The organism is Bradyrhizobium sp. T-12 (assembly GCF_058314695.1).
In genome coordinates this window covers 449,332-468,765 of the sequence record NZ_JBZFQJ010000002.1, presented here as the reverse complement: position 1 = coordinate 468,765, position 19,434 = coordinate 449,332, and the positions used below count along the sequence as shown (strand labels likewise).

Below are 19,434 nucleotides of genomic sequence, written 5' to 3'. Positions count from 1 at the left end.
GATGTCAGTTGAAATGTATTCTTCAGGATTAGACGCAATCGTGACGCTGCAGTCTTCAGTGAGCCAACTCGCTTCGGCGCAAGACGGCGCGGCCAAGAGTGCCAGCCCGCCGCGCCTTGACTGGTGGAGCATCGCCGCGATCGCGCCGGCGGTCTTGATCCTTCTTGGCTTTCTGTTCCTGTTCTTCTACGGCGTATTTCAGTCCCTGACGGATCTCAAGTTCGGCCGGCCACTGGTCCACTTTATTGGCCTTACCAATTACGCCGCGTTGATCAAGACAGACGACTTCTGGAATAGCGTCCGAGCAACACTTGTCTACGCTGGTTCAGCGGTCCTTGCGGAAGCCGTGCTCGGCGTTGCCCTCGCCAAGCTCTTTGCCACCGAAGTGTTCCTGGCACGCGTGATGCGGCCGGTCATTCTGTTGCCACTCGTGCTTCCGCCCATGAGCGTTGCCTTGATGTGGACGACGATGATGGATCCGCAGAGCGGCATCCTGAACTATCTGCTGTCGCTTGTAGGAATGGGCCGGTTTGCATGGATTTCTGATCCCGCGACAGCGATGATTTCCCTCGTCCTGATCGACATATGGACTTACACCCCCTTTTTCACGCTGATCATCTTCGCCGGCCTCCAGGGCATCAATGAGGAGATCAGGGAGGCCGCGCGCGTCAATGGTGCAAAGGGCTGGGCAACCTTCCTCTACATCGAGCTGCCGTTGATCGCGCCCTACATCCTGATTGCTGCGGTCTTCCGTCTGATCGAATCTCTCAATCAATTCGACATCATTTTCGGAACGACGCAAGGCGGTCCCGGCAACAGCACCTCCGTTCTTTCCGTGCGCGCCTACATCACCGCATTCCAGAACCTCGCCTTCGGCCGGGGCGCGGCCCTCATGGTCGTCAATTGGATCATCGTCCTGGCCGGAGCGTTCCTCACGGTCAAGTTGTGGCGATACGTCCGACAACGCGTTAGCTGAAGAGACGCGACATGCGCCTAAATCGCTCAGGATCGACAAATATCGCTCTCAATCTGCTGGTTGGCATCTGCGCGCTCACTCTCGCTTTTCCGCTGATCTGGATCCTGCTGATGTCGTTGAAACAGCAGGGCGAGGTCATGGCCTGGCCGCCCAAGTTCATCTTCTCGCCGACGCTTGAGAATTTCCGGGTGCTGTTCGACGCCGCGCAGGCCGGCGCGACAAGCTATGGCACCATCAAGGTTGATTTCCTCACGCCAGTGACAAATAGCGTCGCCATCGCGCTCGGATCTGTTTTCGTCTCAATGCTCCTTGGCGTGCCCGCCGGTTACGTTCTGGCAAGGCGAGACATCCCGATGAAGGAGGACATCGCCTTCTTCATTCTTGGCTTCAGGTTCGCCCCGGCCTTGCTCGTCGTCATCCCGCTCTTCAACGTGTTCCAGACCATCGGACTCTACGACACCTATCTCGGCATGATCTGGGTCTACCAGGTCGTCACGCTGCCTATGATCGTGTGGTTGAGCCGCTCCTACATCGAGGATATTCCAAAGGACATCGAGGAGGCTGCAGCGATGGACGGGGCCAAACCTGTCAGGGTCATTCTGCATATCGTGCTGCCGCTTCTCAAGCCCGGCCTGATCGGCGCCTCCTTGCTGATCTTTCTGCTGGCCTGGCACAACTTCGCGCTCGGCTTGATCCTGAGCTCCACCAAGGCGCCGGTGACCGTCGCGCTACTCAAGCTGCTCAATCCGGGGGTGCAGTTCTATCCCGTCATGGCTGCAGGACTGGTCGTTACCATGATCATTCCGGTGATCTTGATCGTGATGGGCCAGCGCCACCTCGAACGTGGTCTCACTTTCGGGGCAGTAAAATGAATCCCAGGCCCTTGATGTTCTTTGGAACGACCAATCTCGACCTCTGCTTCAATGTCGAGCGGCTGCCAACGCCGGGTGAAAGTTTGATGGGCAAATTGAACCGCAATCCTGGAGGGAAGGGCGCCAATCAAGCCGTAGCGGCCGCACGGCTTGGACTGAAGCCCCTATTCTACACCCGTCTTGGCGGGGACGAGGCTGGCCAGTCCCTCTTGCAGTCACTGCGCGAAGCCGGAGTCCGTGCTGAGGCCATCACCATTTGTGCCGGTGAGGTCTCCGGCTCGGCCCTCGTCCTGGTGGGAGACGACGGTTCGAACATGATCGTGATCGATCCGGGCGCCAATCTGAATGTGATGCCGGCCATGGTTGAGAGCGCGGCCGCATTCATCGCGCCAGGCGCGCTCGTTGTTGCCGAAATGGGCTTGCCCATCTCCGCCCTCAACCGGCTCTTTGAAATGAAAAGCGAGAAGGGCTTCGAACTCATTTTTAATCCGGCGCCGGTCAGACCCGGGCTTTCGCCGGCGGCATGGCGACAAGTCGATTACGTGACCCCCAACCAGACCGAGGCCTTCGAGCTGACCGGGGTAGAGGTGACCGATTTCGACAGCGCCGCAGTGGCGGCGTCCAAGCTTCTGCACCTCGGACCCAAAGCCGCACTGATCACGCTGGGAGCGCAGGGCGCCTTCTATGCCGACGCGGCGCACTCGTTTGCGCTGCGTGCCTTTCCCGTCAAAGTCGTCGATACCACGGCCGCCGGGGACGCCTTCAATGGCGCTTTTGCCGCTTCGCTCGCTCAAGGCCTGCCTCTGAGGGATTCGGTCAGACGAGCACTAGCCGTTGCTGCCCTGTGCGTAACGCGCCGCGGGGCGCAGGCCTCAATGCCGCTGGCAGCAGAGGTCGATGAATTCCTCAAATCACAAACGATCTTGGAGTTGGAATGACCGAACAGTTCTCAGTCTCAGACAGAACGGTGCTCGTGACAGGGGCAGGGGGCGGCATCGGATCTGCCATTGTGAATGCGTTTCGGGCAGGAGGGGCCAACGTCGTTGCCACCGACGCCAATCTCGAAAGCCTCAGGCAGACATTGGTAGGACTTCCCCATGGCAATGGCGTGTTGCCGATGGCCATGGACGTTTCGCGCGAAGAGGACGTGGCGCGCGTGCTCGAGGAGATCGGAAAACGATTCGGCCGGCTCGACGTGCTCGTCAACAATGCCGGCGTTAAATCTGCCCAGCCGCTCCTCAGCGGGGCGGCCGACAAGATCGAACGCACAATCCAGATCAACTCGGTCGCAATCCTCCGCTGCTCGAAGCTCGCGATCGAGCGCTTCATGACAACCAAGGGCGGCCGCATCGTCAATGTCGGTTCCTCCTTGTCTTCGCAAGGCGCCGTATTCAACTATCAGGCCGGAGGGGCGGACTATTGCCTCTCCAAGGCAATCGTTCACGACATCACAAAGCTCCTTGCTTATGAATGCGCGCCGCTCAAGATCAATGTGAATGCAATCGCACCGGGGATCATCGACACCCCCATGCATGGCCGTCCGCGTGAGGAGACGGAAGCCCGCCATAGCGGCCGAATCCCATTGGGACGGGTTGGATTGCCGAACGACATTGCCGGCCTTGCCGTGTTTCTCGCAAGCCCTGCGGCCTCCTACATGACCGGCCAGATCGTTCACGTGAACGGCGGGATGCTGATGAATGGCTAAGTCCGGCACTCAGCTTCAATGGCCCGAGATCGCCGGTGTCATTTCCGATCTGGATGGCGTGGTCTACCGGGGGAACGCCGCGATCGCGGACGCCATCGAAGCCTTCAAGAGCTGGCAGCGGGCAAAACTTCCCTTCTGCTTCGTCACTAACAATTCGACCCACACGCCGGAAGATGTTGTGCGCAAGGTCGGAGGTTTCGGGCTTTCGATCTCCCCGAGGCAGGTCGTGACGAGCGCCATCACGGCCGCGGCGCTCATTCGCGCCCAATACCCGAAACTGACACGGGCCTTTGTCATCGGCGCGCCATCCCTTGCCAAAGCGATCGAGGAGGCGGGCCTCGAAGTCACCGATGCGAAGCCTGAAGTCGTGGTGATGGGGCTCGACCGCCAGATTACGCATGACAAGCTGCGAATTGCTGCTGCGGCTATCCTGGGCGGCGCCGTGTTCATAGGCACAAACCCTGATCTTCTCTTGCCGACTGCGGACGGCTTCGAACCAGGGGCAGGGGCCATGATCACGGCAGTTGCAGCCGCAACTCAAGTCCAGCCTCTGATCGTCGGCAAACCCGAGACGCACATGATCGAAGCCGCGCTTTCGCGGCTTGGAACGCCACGTCAATCCACATTGATGATCGGCGACCAGATACAGACAGATATCCAGGCCGGCAAGCGCGCCGGCCTTCCTGCCGTGCTCGTCACGACAGGCGTCCCACCTCGCAAGGACGCCGCGCTGCTGCCAGCCGACTTTACCGTGTCCAGCCTTTCAGAAATCGCCGTGAAGGCTGGTGTAGACACCGTACGGCAGAGGAGAGCGTGATGGCCAATGTTCGCCTGGAAGGCCTCAACAAGGCCTATGGCACTATCCAGATCCTGCGCAATATCGACCTCACCATCGATCACGGCGAATTCGTCGTCTTCGTCGGGCCTTCAGGGTCGGGCAAGTCGACCCTGCTGCGCATGATCGGCGGTCTCGAGCCGATTAGCGGAGGACGGCTTTTCATCGACAATGAGCTCGTCAACGACGTGGACGCGGCCGACCGCAATCTAGGCATGGTGTTCCAGAGCTACGCCCTCTATCCGCACATGACCGTCCGGGAAAACCTGGCTTTCCCCTTGCGGATGGCCAAAGCGACGAAAGCGGAGATCGGGAAGCGTGTCGCTGAGGCCGCGTCCTTATTGCAGATCGACCATTTGCTCGATCGCAAGCCACGGCAGCTCTCCGGCGGCCAGCGCCAGCGCGTGGCGATCGGGCGGGCCATCGTCCGCGAGCCCAAGGTGTTTCTGTTTGACGAGCCGCTGTCCAACCTCGACACCGAGCTGCGGGTGCAGATGCGGGTCCAGATCGCCAAGCTCCACGAGCAGCTTGGAAACACCATGATCTACGTCACTCACGATCAGGTCGAGGCCATGACCATGGCTGACAAGATCGTCGTGCTCAAGGACGGCAATATCGAGCAGGTGGGGAGCCCCCACGAGCTCTATCACTACCCGGCGTCGCGCTTCGTCGCCGGCTTCATTGGCTCGCCTAAGATGAATTTTTTGGGCGGTCATATCGAGGCCGCGCACGAGACAGGGGTGGAGGTCAGGCTTGACGCGGGCTCGACCGTCTCGGTCCCCGTTCGGCCGGATCAATTGCTGGTCGGCAAGCCGATCACGCTCGGGATCCGTCCCGATGATTTCTCGCAGCCGGCAGAAGACAAAGAGATCGCTCTCGAGCTGGACGTCGATTTCGTCGAGCACCTTGGCAGCGTCACCTACATCTACGGCAACGCGGGCAAGGAAGCCGTGGTCGCCAAAGCGCCACGGCTCGAGCCAGCCAAACGATCTGGCAAGGTCCGCCTTGCGGCTTCACCAGCCGATTGCCACCTGTTCACGGCCAACGGCAAGGCCCTGCAGCGGTTGCACGCACCGGCAAATTGGAGCTAATTTTCGGGCCTGCCGCACAGGAGGGGCGGCCGGTATGCACAACCGGGTAGAGCAGGTCAAGAACGCAGGAATCAGGCAGTTCTTCCGCAATTCCCGTTCATTCGTGCTCGGGGCAGGCATCGGCTCGGGCATGACCGCAAGGGCGGCCGAACGGGCGGGTGCAGATTTTGTCCTTGCGCTCAACGCTGGCCGTTTTCGCGCCATGGGCGGCTCCTCGCCAGCCTCGATCCTGCCCATCCGCGATAGCAACGAATTCGTCGCCGGATTCGGCCGAACCGAGATCCTGCCCAGCACCAAACTGCCGGTCTTTTTCGGCGCATGCACCTTCGATCCGCGCCTCGATCTCGATCGCTTCCTCGACCGGATCATCCGATGGGGCTTTACAGGGGTTACCAATTTCCCCTCCGTCATCCACATCGACGATTTTAGAAGGTCCTTGCTCGAGAAATCTGGCCTCGGCTACGAGCGAGAAATCGAACTTCTAACAAAAGCCCGTCAACGCGGTTTGATGACGATTGCCTATACCCGCTCCCAGGCCGAAGCGCGGCGCATGGTCGAGGCAGGCATTGAGGCGATCTGCATCAACTTCAATCTCAATCGCAGCGTCGAAAGCGGATCTGATCCATCGATCAGCCAGTCCGAGCTCGCAGCGCGGACCAGCGCCGTGACACGGGTGGCGCACTCCACCGACAAGAACGTCATCTGTCTACTCGGCGGCGGACCCATTACAAAGCCGGACGAACTCCTCGATATCTGCCGCGAAACGGGCGTCCAGGGCTTCATAGGCGGCTCTTCGCTGGACCGGGTCCCGTTGGAGATGTCGGTCCTCGAGGTCACATCCGGGTTCAAGACGATTCATCTCTTGCGCGAGAAAGTCGATCTGCTCGAGCGTCAGCTCCAATTGAGCGGGTTCAGGCACGGCGTCATTGCCCAATCCTCAGTCATGAAGCGGGTGCTCGAGACCGCCAAACGCCTGGCTGCCAATCCTAATCCTGTGCTCGTGTGGGGCGAAACGGGCTCGGGAAAACGCAGGATAGCGAATCTCGTTCACAGCTTCAGCGACCGCAAACATACAAAGGCTGCGCTCTTCCAGTGCCGCGCGGGGCCGGCAGCGGGCAACATCGGTGCATTGTTCGGCGCGGAGCGCGACGAGACCAGGAAGCGCCAACTATCGATTCTTGAAGCTGCAAACGGCACTGCCGTCCTGCTGCTGCATCTGGATCAACTGCCGCGGGATGGCCAGGAGCGTCTTGCTGATTACCTCGAGACCGGCGGTTTTGCACCCCTGAACGGGGTATCGGTCGTGCGGTCCAACGCACGGATCATTGCAACAGCGACAATTGCTCGCAGCGCCAGCCTTCAAACCGTGCTCTGTCCTCGGCTTCTTGCCCTGTTTACCGGGCTTGACATTGCCCTGCCGGCCTTGCCGGACAGGCTCGAAGACCTTCCCCAACTGGTCCAGCATTTCACGGTGGAAGCGAAGGGAGATTCAAACGCGCCGACGTTGGGAATAGAGAATTCTGCCTTCCTGGCGCTTGCCGGGCATGATTGGCCGGGAAACCTGCGAGAGTTGCGCCAAATCGTCAACCAGCTGGTGACGCTGCAACTGTCACACATTACGGCTGACGTCCTAAGGCCTTTGCTGACCGCGTCATCGGCCGTGAAACGGACAAATGTGTTCTCCGAGCGCGAGTGGATCATCGAAGGGCTGAAACGAAACAAGCTCCACCGCGGAAAAACTGCCCAGTCCCTTGGACTCTCCAGGAAGACCCTCTACAACAAGATCAAGAAGCTGCGGATCCTGGAGTAGCTCTGCTCCTCATTATTTTCGCGCTGGCGGCTTCGTGCCGCTCAGAAGCGCGAACTTCGCCACCGGCGCTCCTCGCTTCCCGGCGCTTACCAAATCGACGCCATCGCCAATCACGAACTTGAGCGCTTCTTCCGGCATCTGGACCAGGCCGGCCAGATGCGAGCCGATGCGCCGCTCGGCCATTGCGGTCTTAGAGATGTCGTCCGTCGCGAACAACACCCTGAAGTCCAAATTGGCAAACCATTCCAGACGTCGAAGCTCGATCTCCTGTCCGCTTTCAATGGGCGTCCCTGTCGTTGACCGCTCAATGAGAGACGCCGGCGGGAAGTTGATGATCCCCTTGATCCCGGCCTCTTTCAACGCATCGGCAAGATCCTCCCAGCACGCGAAGGGATCGATCATGACGATCGCGGCGTAAACACCCGCAGATCTCTCCTTTCGGAACGTGCGCAGATCCCGTAACAGACAATCGTTCCAGTCAACGACGGGCAAGGTCGCCATGACCAGCATGGAGCCTTCCGGAAGGCTCCCTAAAGCCGGCGCATAGATTGCTAGGCAATAACCCTCGCGCGTGTCCGACCTGCTTGAAATGAGCTCGCCGACTGCTCTTTGCTTCAACCGCCTCTACCCAATCTTACCCATTTAAACATCGCACTGATCTTATACGGCATTTCAGTTCGGTCTAGAGATCTGCACGACATCTAGGCACGTCAGGCTTCCGACGACGTCTCATCTATCCGCTGGCAGGCCGGCCTCGTCTGCTTCCTCCCTCGACTTACGCCGCTGTTGGAGAGCTCCAGCAGCGGTCTCTTTTTAGAATTCAATTCACAGGCATTGAACCGCGCGAGCTGTCCACCCGCCCGCCACTTGGCACTTTTTGCAATGGGTGAAACAGCGTCCCAAGGGCTGGCGGAGATGACCTTCGCCTGCTGCGCACCGCGTGCGTCTCATGGGCCCGAAAGGACGCCGGACAGAAGATGCCGGAAGAGGAGAGGGGAAGACACGCCGCAGACAGGACAGGCAACCTTGGCTAGAGCCACCGGTGCGCTCCCGAGCGCTTCGAGACATCTACCCAATATTACCCAACTCTCCCCGGCGCGGCACTTATTGAGCGTCTCGGCCGCGTTTAGACCATTCGTATCAAGCAGGATCGGAGAGGAAAGATCGTGTCGCACCATTGCACCGACGACGCGAAGTCGGCCAGGCTTGGGCGCTCGCCCAAGGTCGGAGCCGCTGGCGCCGTTGCAATCGTGGCGACGCTCGATACGAAGGGCGCAGAAGCATCTTATCTCCGAAACGTCATCGAAGGCCTGGGCCGCACGACGGTGGTCTTAGACGTCGGTACGTCCAAGGCAGGGTCGGACAAAGAGCCGACAGATGGCGGCCGCGCCGTTTCTCCCGTCGAGCTCTTGAACGACATTGCCCAATCGGCCCGCAAAATGGTCGATGATCTTCGCCAATCAGGCGCGATCAGCGCAATTGTCGGAATTGCGGGTGGCAAGGGCAGCGCCGTCTTTGGCGAAGTCGTCCGCGATTTACCATATGGCTTCCCGAAGCTCCTTGTGAGTAGCGCCAGGCCCGCACTGCTCGCCGAACTGGCCGTCCATAACGACATCATCCTCTATCCGACCCTTGTCGACCTCTTCGGGATCAACGCCTTCACCCAACGCGTGCTGGACAATGCCGGCCGCGCCGTGGCCGCCATGCAATATGAGCCATCCCGTCAGAGGAGACGGAAGAAAATCGTCGCCATCACGGCCTTCGGAGTTACGACGCCGGCGGCCAATCAATGCGTAAGACGTCTTGGAGAGGCCGGCCTCGATGCGATCGTTTTCCCCGCTAACGGGGCCGGCGGGCGCAAGATGGAACAGCTAATCGCGGCCGGTGAGTTTGACGCTGTAATCGATCTGACCACAACCGAGCTTGCTGACGAAATCGTCGGTGGCACCGCCAGCGCCGGACCGGATCGGCTCAAGGCAGCCGCGGATCGATCAATCCCGCAGGTCGTCGCGCCAGGCGCAGTCGACATGGTCAATTTTGGTCCACCATCCAGCGTCCCCGATCAGTTTCGCTGCCGCCAGTTCTACTCCCATACTCGCTACACCACGCTCATGCGCACAACTCCGTCCGAAAACGCAAGCATCGGCCGGCTTACGGCCGAGCGGCTGTCGCGGGCCGAAGCGCCAGCCATCGTGCTCTGGCCGGCGAAAGGCGTCTCCGACTACGACCGCGACGGCGGCGTGTTCCGTGATTGCAATGCCGACCGCGCTTGGCTGGACGCGGTCAAGAACAATCTGCCGCCCAAAATCACGGTGCGCGAATTGAACTGTCACATCAACGATCCCGAATTTGCCGAGGCGGCCGCGAGTTGGATCCTCGAGCAATTGGCGCAGGAAGGCTGACTGCGATGCGGATGTTTGAGCGAAGCGAAATCCTAGCGAAGATCGCAAGCCAGGTGGCCGAGCGCAGAGCGGTTCTTGCCGCAGGCAGCAGCTGCGGCCTGGTGGCCAAATGCGCTGTCCTCGGGGGCGCGGACATGCTGGTGGTCTACTCTACCGGGCTGTCGCGCCTGATGGGGCTTCCGACCAGCCGGATCGGAGACTCCAACGCGCGCACGCTCGAGCTTGCCGCAGAAATCCGCAACGTTGTCTCTTCCATCCCCGTGATCGGCGGCGTTGAGGCCTGGGATCCCGTTCGGCTCGATCTCGATGCGTTGCTCGACAAATTCTGGGCGGCCGGCTTCTCAGGCGTGATCAACTATCCCACCATCTCGACCATGGGCGACAAATGGCGCGACCGCCGCGGCCGCGTCGGGCTCGGCTTCGAACGCGAAGTCGAGATGATCGCATCTGCGCGCAAGAAGAACATCTTCTCGCTCGCCTATGTCGCAAACCCGGACGATGCCAAGGCGATGGCAAGCGCCGGGGCCGACTGCATCATCCCTCATGTCGGCGCCACACGGGGCGGGCTCGTTGGCCATGAGGAAGGGCGGTCGGTCAAAGACGCGATCAATCGCATCAACGACATCAACGCCGCGGCCAGGAGCGGGCGCTCCGACGTTGTCCTGCTCTGCCATGGTGGTGCGATCGCAGAGCCCGCGGATACGGCCGAGGTGTACCGGTCGACGCAATGCGTCGGATTTGTCGGCGCCTCCTCCATCGAACGAATTCCGATCGAACGGGCAGTAAAGGCGGCAGCCGAGGAATTCAAAGCCGTCCCGCTTCCCCAACATCACTGACCTCAGTTCCAAGAAATCGCAGCGAGGCTGGAATGGACACACCGATGGGCCAATCAAGCAAGGGCATGACCGTGGCGATCGCCCGAAGCGCAAGGGCGGATCACGAATGGGCAACCGACGTTCTCGTAGTCGGGAGTGGTGCAGCCGGGCTCTCGGCCGCCCTCTATGCGGCAAAAGCAGGACTGCGCGTCACTGTCTGCGAAAAATCCGCCCGGCTCGGCGGCACGACAGCTCTTTCCAATGGTATGATCTGGGTTCCTTGCTCACCCCAGGCGCGCTCAGCGAAGATCGACGACTCGCTTGCGAAGGCAAGGACCTACCTGCAGCACGAACTTGGCACCTATTACCGGGCAGGCTTCATCGATGCTTATCTCGAGGACGGCCCAGCTGCACTTGCCGCCCTTGAGGACGGGACAGAGGTCAACTTCACGCTGGCCTCGGCGCCCGATTATCATTCGAGCCAGATCGGCGGCGTCGACAAGGGCCGGGCACTGAGCCCGGCTCCCTATGATGGGCGCCTTCTCGGAGCCGATTTCGATCTGATCGGCGATCCCATCCGGGTTGTGCTTGGTGGAATGATGATCTCATCCAGCGAGGTCAGAAGCTTCCTCAATCCCTTCCAATCCTTTGCCGCCCTCAGACACGTCTTGCGGCGTGTCGGTCGCTACGCGCGTGACCGGCTGGGCCACAGGCGCGGGACAGAGCTCAGCGGAGGGAACGCCCTGATCGCGCGCCTGGTCGTCAGTCTGCGCAAGCACGGCGTCGAGATATGGCCTGGCTCCCCGCTGATAGAGCTGATCAGGGAAGATGGGCGTGTCACCGGAGCCGTCGTCAAGCGGAACGGTTCCGACCTTCGCGTGCGCGCCTCGCATGGCGTCATCCTCGCAACGGGCGGATTTGCTCGCAGCGCAGAGTTAAGAGCCAGCCTCAGCGGTCCCCACCAGCACGATGACACGCTGGCCCATGTGGACGTTGTGGGCGATGGCATTTCCCTGGCGTCCAGGCTTGGAGCTGCGATTGACAACAATGTCGCCTCTGCCGGCTTTTGGACTCCCGTCTCAATTCTCAAGAGCGGCAGCTCCTCCCAAGTGGTCCCCTATGGCTGGCTCGATCGCGGCCGTCCCGGCGTCATCGCAGTGGGGCCGGATGCCAAGCGTTTCGTCAACGAATCCAATTCGTATCACGACATTTGCCTGGCGATGTTCACCAGCGGCTATCCGGCAGATAAGCGATTTTACTTCATCTGCGACCTGGAGTTCGTACGGTTGAGAGGTATGGGACATCTGCTGCCCTGGCCCTGGACCTTGAGGATCGGAAAATATGCGCGCCTTGGGTACATCAAGGTCGGCCGGACAATTCCTGAACTTGCCAAACAGCTGGGGCTAGATCCGGCTGCGCTTGAAAAGACCGTCGAAGAGCACAACACGCACGCTGCTGAGGGGCGCGATCCGCTGTTCAAACGCGGTGAATCCGCCTTTAATCGCACGCTCGGCGATCCGGCCGTGAGCAAGAAAAACCCAAATCTCGGACCCATCAAGACAGGCCCGTTTATCGCGCTTCCAATCGTTCCGGCAACGCTCGGCACGGCCACCGGCCTGGCAACCGACACTTGCGGCCAGGTCCTAGACGGGCAGGAAAGATCCATCGCGGGCCTTTACGCTTGCGGCAACGACATGACATCCCCGATGCGCGGCATCTATCCAGGAGCAGGCATCACCATCGGGCCTGCGATTGTGTTCGCGTACCGGGCTGTCAACGCCATCCTATCGGCGACGCAGCAAAAGACAAAGGCTGCCGCTTCTGGAGCTTGACATCGTTTGCATGGGGCGAGCGCGTGATCGACGAAGCATTGGCTTTCGCCAGGAGCGGCTGGCTCGAAGGCGGCTCATCCAAGGGGTTTGATTTTTGATGCGCCGCTCGCGCCATGCCAAGATCGTCGCAACCATCGGCCCGGCAACCGTCGAGCTCGACCAACTCCGTGCTCTCGATCTTGCAGGTGCCGATACATTCCGCCTGAACTTCAGTCATGGCACCAAAGACGATCACGCGCGCGCCTTTACCGCCATTCGCGCGCTCGAGCGCGAATTCGGCCGACCCATCGGCGTGCTACAAGATCTGCAAGGCCCGAAGCTGCGCATCGGTTCGCTTGAAGAGGGTGAGCTCACGCTGCAGGCCGGCGAAACGGTCCGCTTTGTTCTGGACGGAGCAAGAGGCGGAAAGCAGGCGATCCCTCTGCCACATCCGGAGATCTTTGTAGCTGCGTATCCAGGTCAAAATCTGCTCATCGATGACGGCCGTGTTCGCCTAAGCCTCGAAAAGCCAGGCGATGGCGACATGATAGCGCGCGTCATTGTCGGTGGAACGATCCGCGATCAAAAAGGCGTAAACGTGCCGGGAGCGTTGCTTGATATCTACCCCCTGACCAAGAAGGATCGTGACGATCTCGTCTTCGGCCTAGAGCTGGGCGTCGACTGGGTTGCCTTGTCCTTTGTTCAGAAGCCTTCAGACCTGATTGAGGCACGAGCTCTAATCGGTGAGGCAGCCGGCCTCGTCGCCAAAATCGAAACGCCAATGGCGCTTGATCACATCGATGATATCATCAAATTGTCCGACGCCCTCATGGTCGCCCGCGGCGATCTTGGGGTCGAGATTCCCCCGGAAAACGTGCCTGGCCGACAAAAAGAGCTCATTCGTGCTTGCCGAATGGCCGCAAAGCCCGTGATCGTCGCAACCCAAATGCTTGATTCCATGGTGGCAGCGCCGACGCCGACGCGCGCGGAAGCCTCCGATGTTGCGACCGCCATCTATGATGGAGCCGATGCTGTGATGCTATCAGCCGAAACGGCAAACGGCGCTTATCCGGCCGAAGCCGTCGCCATGATGGATCGTATCATCCGGAGTACGGAGCAACATCGTCTCTATCGCTCCTTGATCAGGGCTGCGCAAGTCGACGAAGAGATTACCCCTCCACACGCTGTCGCAGCGGCAGGCGCAGATCTTGCCGCCACGATCGAGGCCAAAGCCATCATCGGCTTCACGGCGAGCGGGACGACCGCAGCCCGCATTTCGCGCAAACGACCACCGATCCCCGTTCTTGCTCTGACGCCAGACGACATTGTGGCGCGACGCATGTGCCTGTTGTGGGGCGTCCATAGTGTCGTGGCCAGCGATCCCTCCGGCCATGAAGAAATAACCCGGATCGCGGCCGTGGCAGCGCAACGGGAAGGCTATGTGCGGTCCGGCGACTTGGCCGTCGTGGTCTTTGGCCTCCCATTCGGACAAATAGGCGCGACAAACAACGTACGCGTTGCTGTCTGCTAGAACAGTCCGTTCGCCCTGAAACGTCTGTCGAGCCATCTTGATGTCGATCCGGACTGCGGCGAGGCTCTACGCATGGTCGTGCACGAGATGCTCCAAGCCCGGCTGCAACTCCGGCCAGGAGCTTACATTGCCTGACGACCACGAGGCAGCTCTGCGCGGATGGGCGGTTTCGGTCGAAACCGCACAGCCTTTTTAGTCGAATGCCGCTTGCAGCGAGCAGACGGGCTGTATCGCTGGCATGAGGGCCTCAGCGGCAGGCATCTGCGTGCCGCCCGCGGCCTGTTGAACTGGTCCGTCAAGGAAGTGGCCCAGCGGGTGTGCGTCTCCACGGCGATCATCTGGCGGATCGAGGAGTACAGCGACACACCAATGTCCGACGCGCAGAGGGAAAGCTTGAGAAAGACCTTTGTCGATGCAGGAATCAAAGTTACCCTTCCGGTCGTAGGCAAGCCCCGGTGTTCAGCCGCGATGACGCTCCATCGGCAAATCGAGATGGCTATCAATCGTTATCTTTTTTGCAGCGCAGGAGGGCAGCGCCGGTCTCAAGAATCAACAAAATTGAGCTTCCGGCAGCTTCTCCTCGTGTGAAAGTGCTACTCAGGTGCCCCATGCTGGCAAGTCTCGGTCTTATCCTCCTCTGCCAATTGATCGGAGAGGCCATTACGCGCGGGTTCGGCCTGCTGCTGCCTGGTCCGGTCGTCGGGCTCCTGCTGCTGTTGATTTTGCTGCTCGTCCGTGACCGTTTCGCAATCATCGCTCAAGGACCGCTGCGAAACGGCGGCGTTGAGACTGCCAGCAGGGGGCTGCTCAACAATCTGTCTCTCCTGTTTGTCCCGGCCGGCGTGGGTGTCGTGGAAAAACTCGATCTCATTTATGCTCATGGGATAGCAATTGTGTTGATTCTTGCCCTTTCCGTCGTAGTGACCCTTCTCGCGACCGTGCTAACGTTTCGCCTGGTCAGCCGGCTGTTCGGTCATGAGGCGCCATGAAGGACCATGCATTCTCGCTCTGGGTCTATCTGTCGCAATCGCCTCTGCTTTGGCTGACGATCACCTTACTGGTTTATGCAGTCTCGGAAGCGCTGTCGCTTGCCCTCCACCGACATCCGCTCGCCAATCCTGTTCTCCACGCGGTCTGGATCATCGGCGTGTTTCTGTTCGTGACCAGCACGCCATATCCGGTCTATTTTAGCGGAGCGCAGTTCGTACATTTCTTGCTCGGCCCAGCCACAGTCGCGCTCGCTATCCCGCTCTACGAGAACCGCAGGATCGTCCTTGCCTCGATCGTGCCAATGCTGGCAGCCCTCGTTGTGGGCTCGGTCACAGCGGCCGCGTCGATTGTGCTGCTTGCGAAAGCTGCAGGCTTGCCGCGCGATGTTGTACTGTCCCTTGCGCCTAAGTCCGTGACAGCCGCGGTCGCAATGGGGATCAGCGAAACACTGCACGCCGACCCTTCTCTGACCGCCGTCGCGGTGATCCTCACGGGGATCATGGGAGCGATCATTGTCACGCCATTGATGAATTGGAGTGGTATCATTGATTTTCGTGCGCGTGGTTTTGCCGCGGGCATCGCCGCGCACGGCATTGGTACCGCGCGAGCGTTTCAGGTGGACGAGGTTGCGGGCGTGTTCTCGGGGATTGCGATGAGCCTGAACGCGCTGGTTACGTCTTTGCTCGTCCCTCTCGCAGTCACACAATTGTTGCGATAAGCCACCGCGCATGGCCGTTCTGACGAGGCCCATCCTCACTTTTTCGGATAGCCAAACCATCGCGGCAACGAGCGATACTTACTGGGAGGAAAGGCTAGCTTCGCCTCCGAGCTGGGCGACGATCCAATCGGCAAAAGCGCGCACCGCCGAGCGTTGCCGGCTGGCGCGCGGATAAATTAGCCTGTGACCGACGTATCGAATATCGGTTGCGCGGCCGGCCAATGGAGCAACCAGTCGTCCGCTAGCCAATTCGCGCTCCGCTAGAAGCGTTGATTCCAAGGCTACTCCCAGTCCTTCGGCGGCGGTTGCAATCGCCAGGAAACTTCGATCGAATCTCATGCCGTGAATCGCTGGAGCTTCCAATCCATTGGCGGCGAACCACTGATGCCATTGAACTTGCTTCACGTCTGAACGGATCAATGTCTGATCCAGGAGGTCGATCGGCTTCTTGATTGATTTTGCAAGCTTCCGGGAGCATAGGGGAGTGACTGTTTCCTCTGGCAGAGGAACAATCTCGACGCCCTCCGCCCTCGGCGGACCGTAAACGATGTCGACATCGAAATCATCGTTACTGAAACGCGCATAGTCTGTGCTGGCAGCCAAGCGAACTTCTAGCTTCGGATGGGCTGCAAGAAACTGCGCCAGTCGTGGCGTTAGCCATTGCGCTGCAAAGCTCGGAGCGGAGTGAACCCGCACCAACTGCGGACCACGAGCAGCGACTTCCTCCAAGCCGCGGCGGAGCTGATCGAATGCAGCGCCGGTATGTCGCATCAGGTTCTCGCCGGCCGGCGTGAGCCGCACCGCGCGTGCACTGCGCTCGAAGAGAACGGTCCGGAGCGTGTCCTCCAGCTTACGGATTGCATGACTGACTGCACTTGGCGTCAGGTGAAGCTCATTCGCCGCATCGCGAAACGATCCGGTGCGGGCCGCCGCCTCAAAGGCGCGAATTGCCGATATCGGAACATTCGAGAGCATCGCATAAGTGAACCAGATTCATCGACCCATGACAACTGTGCGCTTGTCGGCGCGGAGAGCGAGGGTCATTCCTAGCATTGTCAAGGAAAACAATTTGCGGGAGGAACTGATGCTGCTCAGCGGGAAGACAGCCATCATTTCGGGCGCGGCCTCGCCGCGGGGGATCGGGCTCGCCACCGCCCGGCGGTTTGCCTCCGAGGGCGCTCGGGTCGCAATCCTCGATATCGATGCCGGAGCCGCGGCAGGGGCAGCAGCCACTCTTGGCAAGGAACACCTCGGTTTGCGCTGCGACGTCGCTGACAAATCGTCCTGCGAGCGGGCAGTTGCAAGCGCGGTCGAGGCATTCGGTGGTATCGATATACTGATCAACAATGCCGGCATTACCCAGCCGGTGAAGCTCCTGGACATATCAGCCGCCGATTGGGATCGCATTCAAGACGTCAATCTCAAAGGCGTTCTCTTCCTCTCCCAGGCCGTGATCCCGCATATGCGTGCGCGGAAGTCCGGATCGATCGCATGCATGTCGTCGGTGTCGGCCCAGCGTGGCGGCGGAATTTTTGGGGGACCACACTATTCGGCAGCGAAAGCCGGCGTTCTTGGTTTAGCCAAGGCCATGGCTCGCGAGTTCGGTCCTGACAACATCCGCGTCAACTGCGTCACGCCTGGCCTGATCGGCACCGATATCACGGCCGGCAAGCTGACTGATGAAATGCGTGCGAAAATTCTGGAAGGCATTCCACTCAATCGTCTCGGCACCGCAGAAGATGTCGCCGGCATCTACACTTTTCTGGCCTCCGATCTCTCCGCGTACGTCACTGGTGCCGTGATCGACGTCAATGGCGGCATGCTCATCCACTGAGCCAGCAAGAGAAGGTCCAGATCGATGGAAGCGCCGACCAAAACGTTGACCAACACGCCCAAGCTGGCGGACCGCGCCTATAACATTCGCCGCAATGCGCTGCGCATGGGGGAAGTTCAGGGCCAAGGCTATATCGCTCAGGCGCTCGATATCTCCGACGTTCTCGCCGTGGCTTACTTTCACGCGATGCGCTATCGGCCGGAGGATCCGACCTGGGAGGAACGCGATCGCTTCCTGCTCTCAAACGGGCACTACGCTATTGCGCTTTATGCGGCTTTGATAGAAGCGGGGATCGTCCCCGAGGAAGAGCTTGAGACCTATGGCAGTGACGAGAGCCGCTTGCCAATGTCGGGCATGGCCTCCTACACGCCCGGAATGGAAATGTCGGGTGGCTCGCTCGGCCTCGGGCTCAGCATTGCTGTCGGCATGGGCCTTGGCCTCAAACGCAAAAGGTCCGAGGCGCGGGTATACACCTTGTTCTCCGACGGCGAGCTCGACGAGGGCTCCGTGTGGGAGGCCATCCAGTCGGCGGCCCACTACAAGCTGGACAACCTGATCGGCATTGTCGATGTCAACAACCAGCAGGCCGACGGTCCCTCGACGCAAGTCATGGCCTTCGAACCCTTGGTCGACAAGCTCCAGGCATTCGGCTGGTTCGTACAACGTATCGATGGCAATGATCTCGATGCCGTGCTCGCAGCATTCGACCGTGCAAAGTCGCATCCCGAGCCGAAGCCGCGAATGATCGTCGCCGACACCCTCATGGGGAAGGGCGTTCCTTTCCTCGAGCAGCGCGAGAAGAACCATTTCATTCGCGTCGAGCAGCACGAATGGCAACTTGCCCTTGCCGCGCTGGAAGCCGGGAGGCAGGCATGAAGACCGTCAGATCAGCACCGCAAGCGGGCAAGCCGCGCCTAACCACCTCTGCCATGATCGCCTCGATTGCGGCCGAGGGCCAAAAGACGAAGCCAGCGCCGTTCGGACATGCACTCGTCGAACTGGCACGGAGCCGGCCAGAGGTGGTCGGCATGACCGCCGATCTCGGCAAATACACCGACCTGCACATCTTCGCCAAGGAATTTCCAGACCGCTATTACCAGATGGGCATGGCCGAGCAACTTTTGTTCGGAGCAGCCTCCGGACTCGCCGCAGAGGGCTTCATGCCCTTTGCGACGACATATGCCGTGTTCGCATCGCGGCGCGCCTACGATTTCATTCATCAGACCATTGCGGAGGAAGACCGCAACGTGAAAATCGTCTGCGCCTTGCCCGGCCTGACCTCGGGCTATGGCCCAAGTCATCAAGCCGCCGAGGATCTCGCGTTGTTTCGGGCCATGCCAAATATGACGGTGATCGACCCCTGCGATGCCAGTGAAATCGAGCAGGTGGTGCCAGCCATAGCCGCGCATCAAGGTCCAGTCTACATGCGCCTGCTGCGCGGCCAGGTGCCTGTCGTTCTGGATGAATACGACTATAAGTTCGAGCTTGGAAAGGCCAAGCTGATCCGTGATGGCAAGGACGTCCTGATCATCTCGTCCGGCATCATGACCATGCGGGCACTCGAGGCCGTCCAAGCTTTGAAGGATGACCGCGTGGATGCAGCGGTGCTGCATGTTCCAACCATCAAGCCCCTCGACGCAGAGACTATCCTGCGTGAGGCCAGCAAGCCGGCACGGCTTGTCGTCGTTGCCGAAAATCACACGACCATTGGTGGCCTCGGCGAAGCAATTGCCGCACTCCTCTTGCGTTCTGGGGCACATCCGCCTTTCCGCCAGATCGCATTGCCGGACGAATTTCTCGACGCCGGCGCGCTTCCAACGCTGCACGACCGTTACGGGATTTCCACCGCAGAGGTCGCAAGGCAAATCAAACAGTGGCTTTAGCGCCGCTGGGCTGAGGTCCAACAAGCTGTACTCAACGTTGCCCGCCGCACCTTGCAGCGGCGAACGCTGGCTTTTGCCCAAATGCCGGCACTCAAGACGCGGGCACACGAATGAGCGGAACGGCTGCGCCGCCTGCGCTGAGATCGCCACCGCTAGGTAAA

Annotated in this window: 19 protein-coding genes; 17 read left to right on the top strand and 2 right to left on the bottom strand. The window is 60.2% G+C overall.

Annotated features, from left to right (window positions below; genetic code table 11):
* Position 1: 1 nt before the first annotated feature.
* From AC0WRY_RS36495 to AC0WRY_RS36465, 7 genes are read left to right on the top strand one after another with little or no spacing between them, the layout of a single operon-like run.
* Complete coding sequence (locus AC0WRY_RS36495) at positions 2-976, top strand: carbohydrate ABC transporter permease (RefSeq protein WP_245478029.1); 975 nt, start codon at positions 2-4, stop codon at positions 974-976.
* Between the two features lie 11 nt (positions 977-987).
* The gene (locus AC0WRY_RS36490) at positions 988-1,848 is read left to right on the top strand and encodes a carbohydrate ABC transporter permease (protein WP_128929482.1); all 861 of its coding nucleotides are present in this window, start codon (positions 988-990) and stop codon (positions 1,846-1,848) included.
* Positions 1,845-2,786 carry a ribokinase gene (locus AC0WRY_RS36485; RefSeq protein ID WP_128929483.1) on the top strand — a complete coding sequence of 314 codons (942 nt, stop codon included), beginning with the start codon at positions 1,845-1,847 and terminating at the stop codon, positions 2,784-2,786. Before AC0WRY_RS36490 ends, AC0WRY_RS36485 begins: the two co-directional genes overlap by 4 nt.
* A complete protein-coding gene (locus AC0WRY_RS36480) occupies positions 2,783-3,553 on the top strand; it encodes an SDR family NAD(P)-dependent oxidoreductase (RefSeq protein ID WP_128929484.1) in 771 nt (256 codons plus the stop codon). The genes AC0WRY_RS36485 and AC0WRY_RS36480 overlap by 4 nt, the downstream gene beginning before the upstream one ends.
* Positions 3,546-4,370, top strand: a complete 825-nt coding sequence (locus tag AC0WRY_RS36475; RefSeq protein WP_128955161.1) for an HAD-IIA family hydrolase — start codon at positions 3,546-3,548, stop codon at positions 4,368-4,370. The genes AC0WRY_RS36480 and AC0WRY_RS36475 overlap by 8 nt, the downstream gene beginning before the upstream one ends.
* Positions 4,370-5,479: an ABC transporter ATP-binding protein gene (locus AC0WRY_RS36470; RefSeq protein WP_128929486.1), complete on the top strand. Its 1,110-nt coding sequence runs from the start codon at positions 4,370-4,372 to the stop codon at positions 5,477-5,479. The genes AC0WRY_RS36475 and AC0WRY_RS36470 overlap by 1 nt, the downstream gene beginning before the upstream one ends.
* A 34-nt stretch (positions 5,480-5,513) precedes the next feature.
* Complete coding sequence (locus AC0WRY_RS36465; protein ID WP_128929487.1) at positions 5,514-7,289, top strand: phosphoenolpyruvate hydrolase family protein; 1,776 nt, start codon at positions 5,514-5,516, stop codon at positions 7,287-7,289.
* Positions 7,290-7,301: 12 nt separating this feature from the next.
* Here AC0WRY_RS36465 and AC0WRY_RS36460 read toward each other — a convergent pair whose 3' ends face one another.
* Positions 7,302-7,799 carry a hypothetical protein gene (locus AC0WRY_RS36460; protein ID WP_232995564.1) on the bottom strand — a complete coding sequence of 166 codons (498 nt, stop codon included), beginning with the start codon at positions 7,797-7,799 and terminating at the stop codon, positions 7,302-7,304.
* A 656-nt stretch (positions 7,800-8,455) separates the two neighbouring features.
* On the opposite strand from AC0WRY_RS36460, the gene AC0WRY_RS36455 reads away from it, so the two are divergent.
* The 7 genes from AC0WRY_RS36455 (at position 8,456) to AC0WRY_RS36425 (ending at position 15,556) form a co-directional block, all read left to right on the top strand.
* Complete coding sequence (locus AC0WRY_RS36455) at positions 8,456-9,691, top strand: Tm-1-like ATP-binding domain-containing protein (RefSeq protein ID WP_232995565.1); 1,236 nt, start codon at positions 8,456-8,458, stop codon at positions 9,689-9,691.
* A gap of 5 nt (positions 9,692-9,696) precedes the next feature.
* A complete protein-coding gene (locus AC0WRY_RS36450; RefSeq protein WP_128929488.1) occupies positions 9,697-10,527 on the top strand; it encodes a phosphoenolpyruvate hydrolase family protein in 831 nt (276 codons plus the stop codon).
* Positions 10,528-10,592: 65 nt separating this feature from the next.
* Entirely contained in the window at positions 10,593-12,338 is a 1,746-nt protein-coding gene (locus tag AC0WRY_RS36445; protein ID WP_164933601.1) for an FAD-dependent oxidoreductase, read from the top strand.
* A gap of 97 nt (positions 12,339-12,435) precedes the next feature.
* Positions 12,436-13,848 carry a pyruvate kinase gene (pyk, locus tag AC0WRY_RS36440; protein ID WP_128929489.1) on the top strand — a complete coding sequence of 471 codons (1,413 nt, stop codon included), beginning with the start codon at positions 12,436-12,438 and terminating at the stop codon, positions 13,846-13,848.
* Between the two features lie 207 nt (positions 13,849-14,055).
* On the top strand, positions 14,056-14,436 hold the full coding sequence (locus tag AC0WRY_RS36435) for a helix-turn-helix domain-containing protein (protein ID WP_128929490.1): 381 nt from the start codon (positions 14,056-14,058) through the stop codon (positions 14,434-14,436).
* 20 nt (positions 14,437-14,456) lie between these two features.
* The gene (locus AC0WRY_RS36430) at positions 14,457-14,837 is read left to right on the top strand and encodes a CidA/LrgA family protein (RefSeq protein WP_128929491.1); all 381 of its coding nucleotides are present in this window, start codon (positions 14,457-14,459) and stop codon (positions 14,835-14,837) included.
* A complete protein-coding gene (locus AC0WRY_RS36425) occupies positions 14,834-15,556 on the top strand; it encodes an LrgB family protein (protein ID WP_128929492.1) in 723 nt (240 codons plus the stop codon). The genes AC0WRY_RS36430 and AC0WRY_RS36425 overlap by 4 nt, the downstream gene beginning before the upstream one ends.
* 78 nt (positions 15,557-15,634) lie before the next feature.
* On the opposite strand, the gene AC0WRY_RS36420 is transcribed toward AC0WRY_RS36425, so the two are convergent.
* Positions 15,635-16,531 (bottom strand): LysR substrate-binding domain-containing protein, encoded by an 897-nt coding sequence (locus AC0WRY_RS36420; RefSeq protein ID WP_128929493.1) that lies wholly within the window; start codon positions 16,529-16,531, stop codon positions 15,635-15,637.
* Between the two features lie 109 nt (positions 16,532-16,640).
* On the opposite strand from AC0WRY_RS36420, the gene AC0WRY_RS36415 reads away from it, so the two are divergent.
* From AC0WRY_RS36415 to AC0WRY_RS36405, 3 genes are read left to right on the top strand one after another with little or no spacing between them, the layout of a single operon-like run.
* On the top strand, positions 16,641-17,390 hold the full coding sequence (locus tag AC0WRY_RS36415) for an SDR family NAD(P)-dependent oxidoreductase (protein ID WP_128955190.1): 750 nt from the start codon (positions 16,641-16,643) through the stop codon (positions 17,388-17,390).
* Between the two features lie 24 nt (positions 17,391-17,414).
* Positions 17,415-18,266 carry a transketolase gene (locus AC0WRY_RS36410; RefSeq protein WP_128929495.1) on the top strand — a complete coding sequence of 284 codons (852 nt, stop codon included), beginning with the start codon at positions 17,415-17,417 and terminating at the stop codon, positions 18,264-18,266.
* A complete protein-coding gene (locus tag AC0WRY_RS36405; RefSeq protein ID WP_188637396.1) occupies positions 18,263-19,273 on the top strand; it encodes a transketolase family protein in 1,011 nt (336 codons plus the stop codon). Before AC0WRY_RS36410 ends, AC0WRY_RS36405 begins: the two co-directional genes overlap by 4 nt.
* The last annotated feature ends 161 nt before the right edge of the window (positions 19,274-19,434 follow it).

Coding starts and splice junctions, on each gene's coding strand:
- AC0WRY_RS36425 (WP_128929492.1), top strand. CDS start 14,834: ATGAAGGACCATGCATTCTCGCTCTGGGTCTATCTGTCGCAATCGCCT.
- AC0WRY_RS36475 (WP_128955161.1), top strand. CDS start 3,546: ATGGCTAAGTCCGGCACTCAGCTTCAATGGCCCGAGATCGCCGGTGTC.
- AC0WRY_RS36415 (WP_128955190.1), top strand. CDS start 16,641: ATGCTGCTCAGCGGGAAGACAGCCATCATTTCGGGCGCGGCCTCGCCG.
- AC0WRY_RS36420 (WP_128929493.1), bottom strand. CDS start 16,531: ATGCTCTCGAATGTTCCGATATCGGCAATTCGCGCCTTTGAGGCGGCG.
- AC0WRY_RS36445 (WP_164933601.1), top strand. CDS start 10,593: ATGACCGTGGCGATCGCCCGAAGCGCAAGGGCGGATCACGAATGGGCA.
- AC0WRY_RS36495 (WP_245478029.1), top strand. CDS start 2: ATGTCAGTTGAAATGTATTCTTCAGGATTAGACGCAATCGTGACGCTG.
- AC0WRY_RS36480 (WP_128929484.1), top strand. CDS start 2,783: ATGACCGAACAGTTCTCAGTCTCAGACAGAACGGTGCTCGTGACAGGG.
- pyk (WP_128929489.1), top strand. CDS start 12,436: ATGCGCCGCTCGCGCCATGCCAAGATCGTCGCAACCATCGGCCCGGCA.
- AC0WRY_RS36465 (WP_128929487.1), top strand. CDS start 5,514: ATGCACAACCGGGTAGAGCAGGTCAAGAACGCAGGAATCAGGCAGTTC.
- AC0WRY_RS36485 (WP_128929483.1), top strand. CDS start 1,845: ATGAATCCCAGGCCCTTGATGTTCTTTGGAACGACCAATCTCGACCTC.
- AC0WRY_RS36470 (WP_128929486.1), top strand. CDS start 4,370: ATGGCCAATGTTCGCCTGGAAGGCCTCAACAAGGCCTATGGCACTATC.
- AC0WRY_RS36490 (WP_128929482.1), top strand. CDS start 988: ATGCGCCTAAATCGCTCAGGATCGACAAATATCGCTCTCAATCTGCTG.
- AC0WRY_RS36450 (WP_128929488.1), top strand. CDS start 9,697: ATGCGGATGTTTGAGCGAAGCGAAATCCTAGCGAAGATCGCAAGCCAG.
- AC0WRY_RS36430 (WP_128929491.1), top strand. CDS start 14,457: ATGCTGGCAAGTCTCGGTCTTATCCTCCTCTGCCAATTGATCGGAGAG.
- AC0WRY_RS36460 (WP_232995564.1), bottom strand. CDS start 7,799: ATGCTGGTCATGGCGACCTTGCCCGTCGTTGACTGGAACGATTGTCTG.
- AC0WRY_RS36405 (WP_188637396.1), top strand. CDS start 18,263: ATGAAGACCGTCAGATCAGCACCGCAAGCGGGCAAGCCGCGCCTAACC.
- AC0WRY_RS36410 (WP_128929495.1), top strand. CDS start 17,415: ATGGAAGCGCCGACCAAAACGTTGACCAACACGCCCAAGCTGGCGGAC.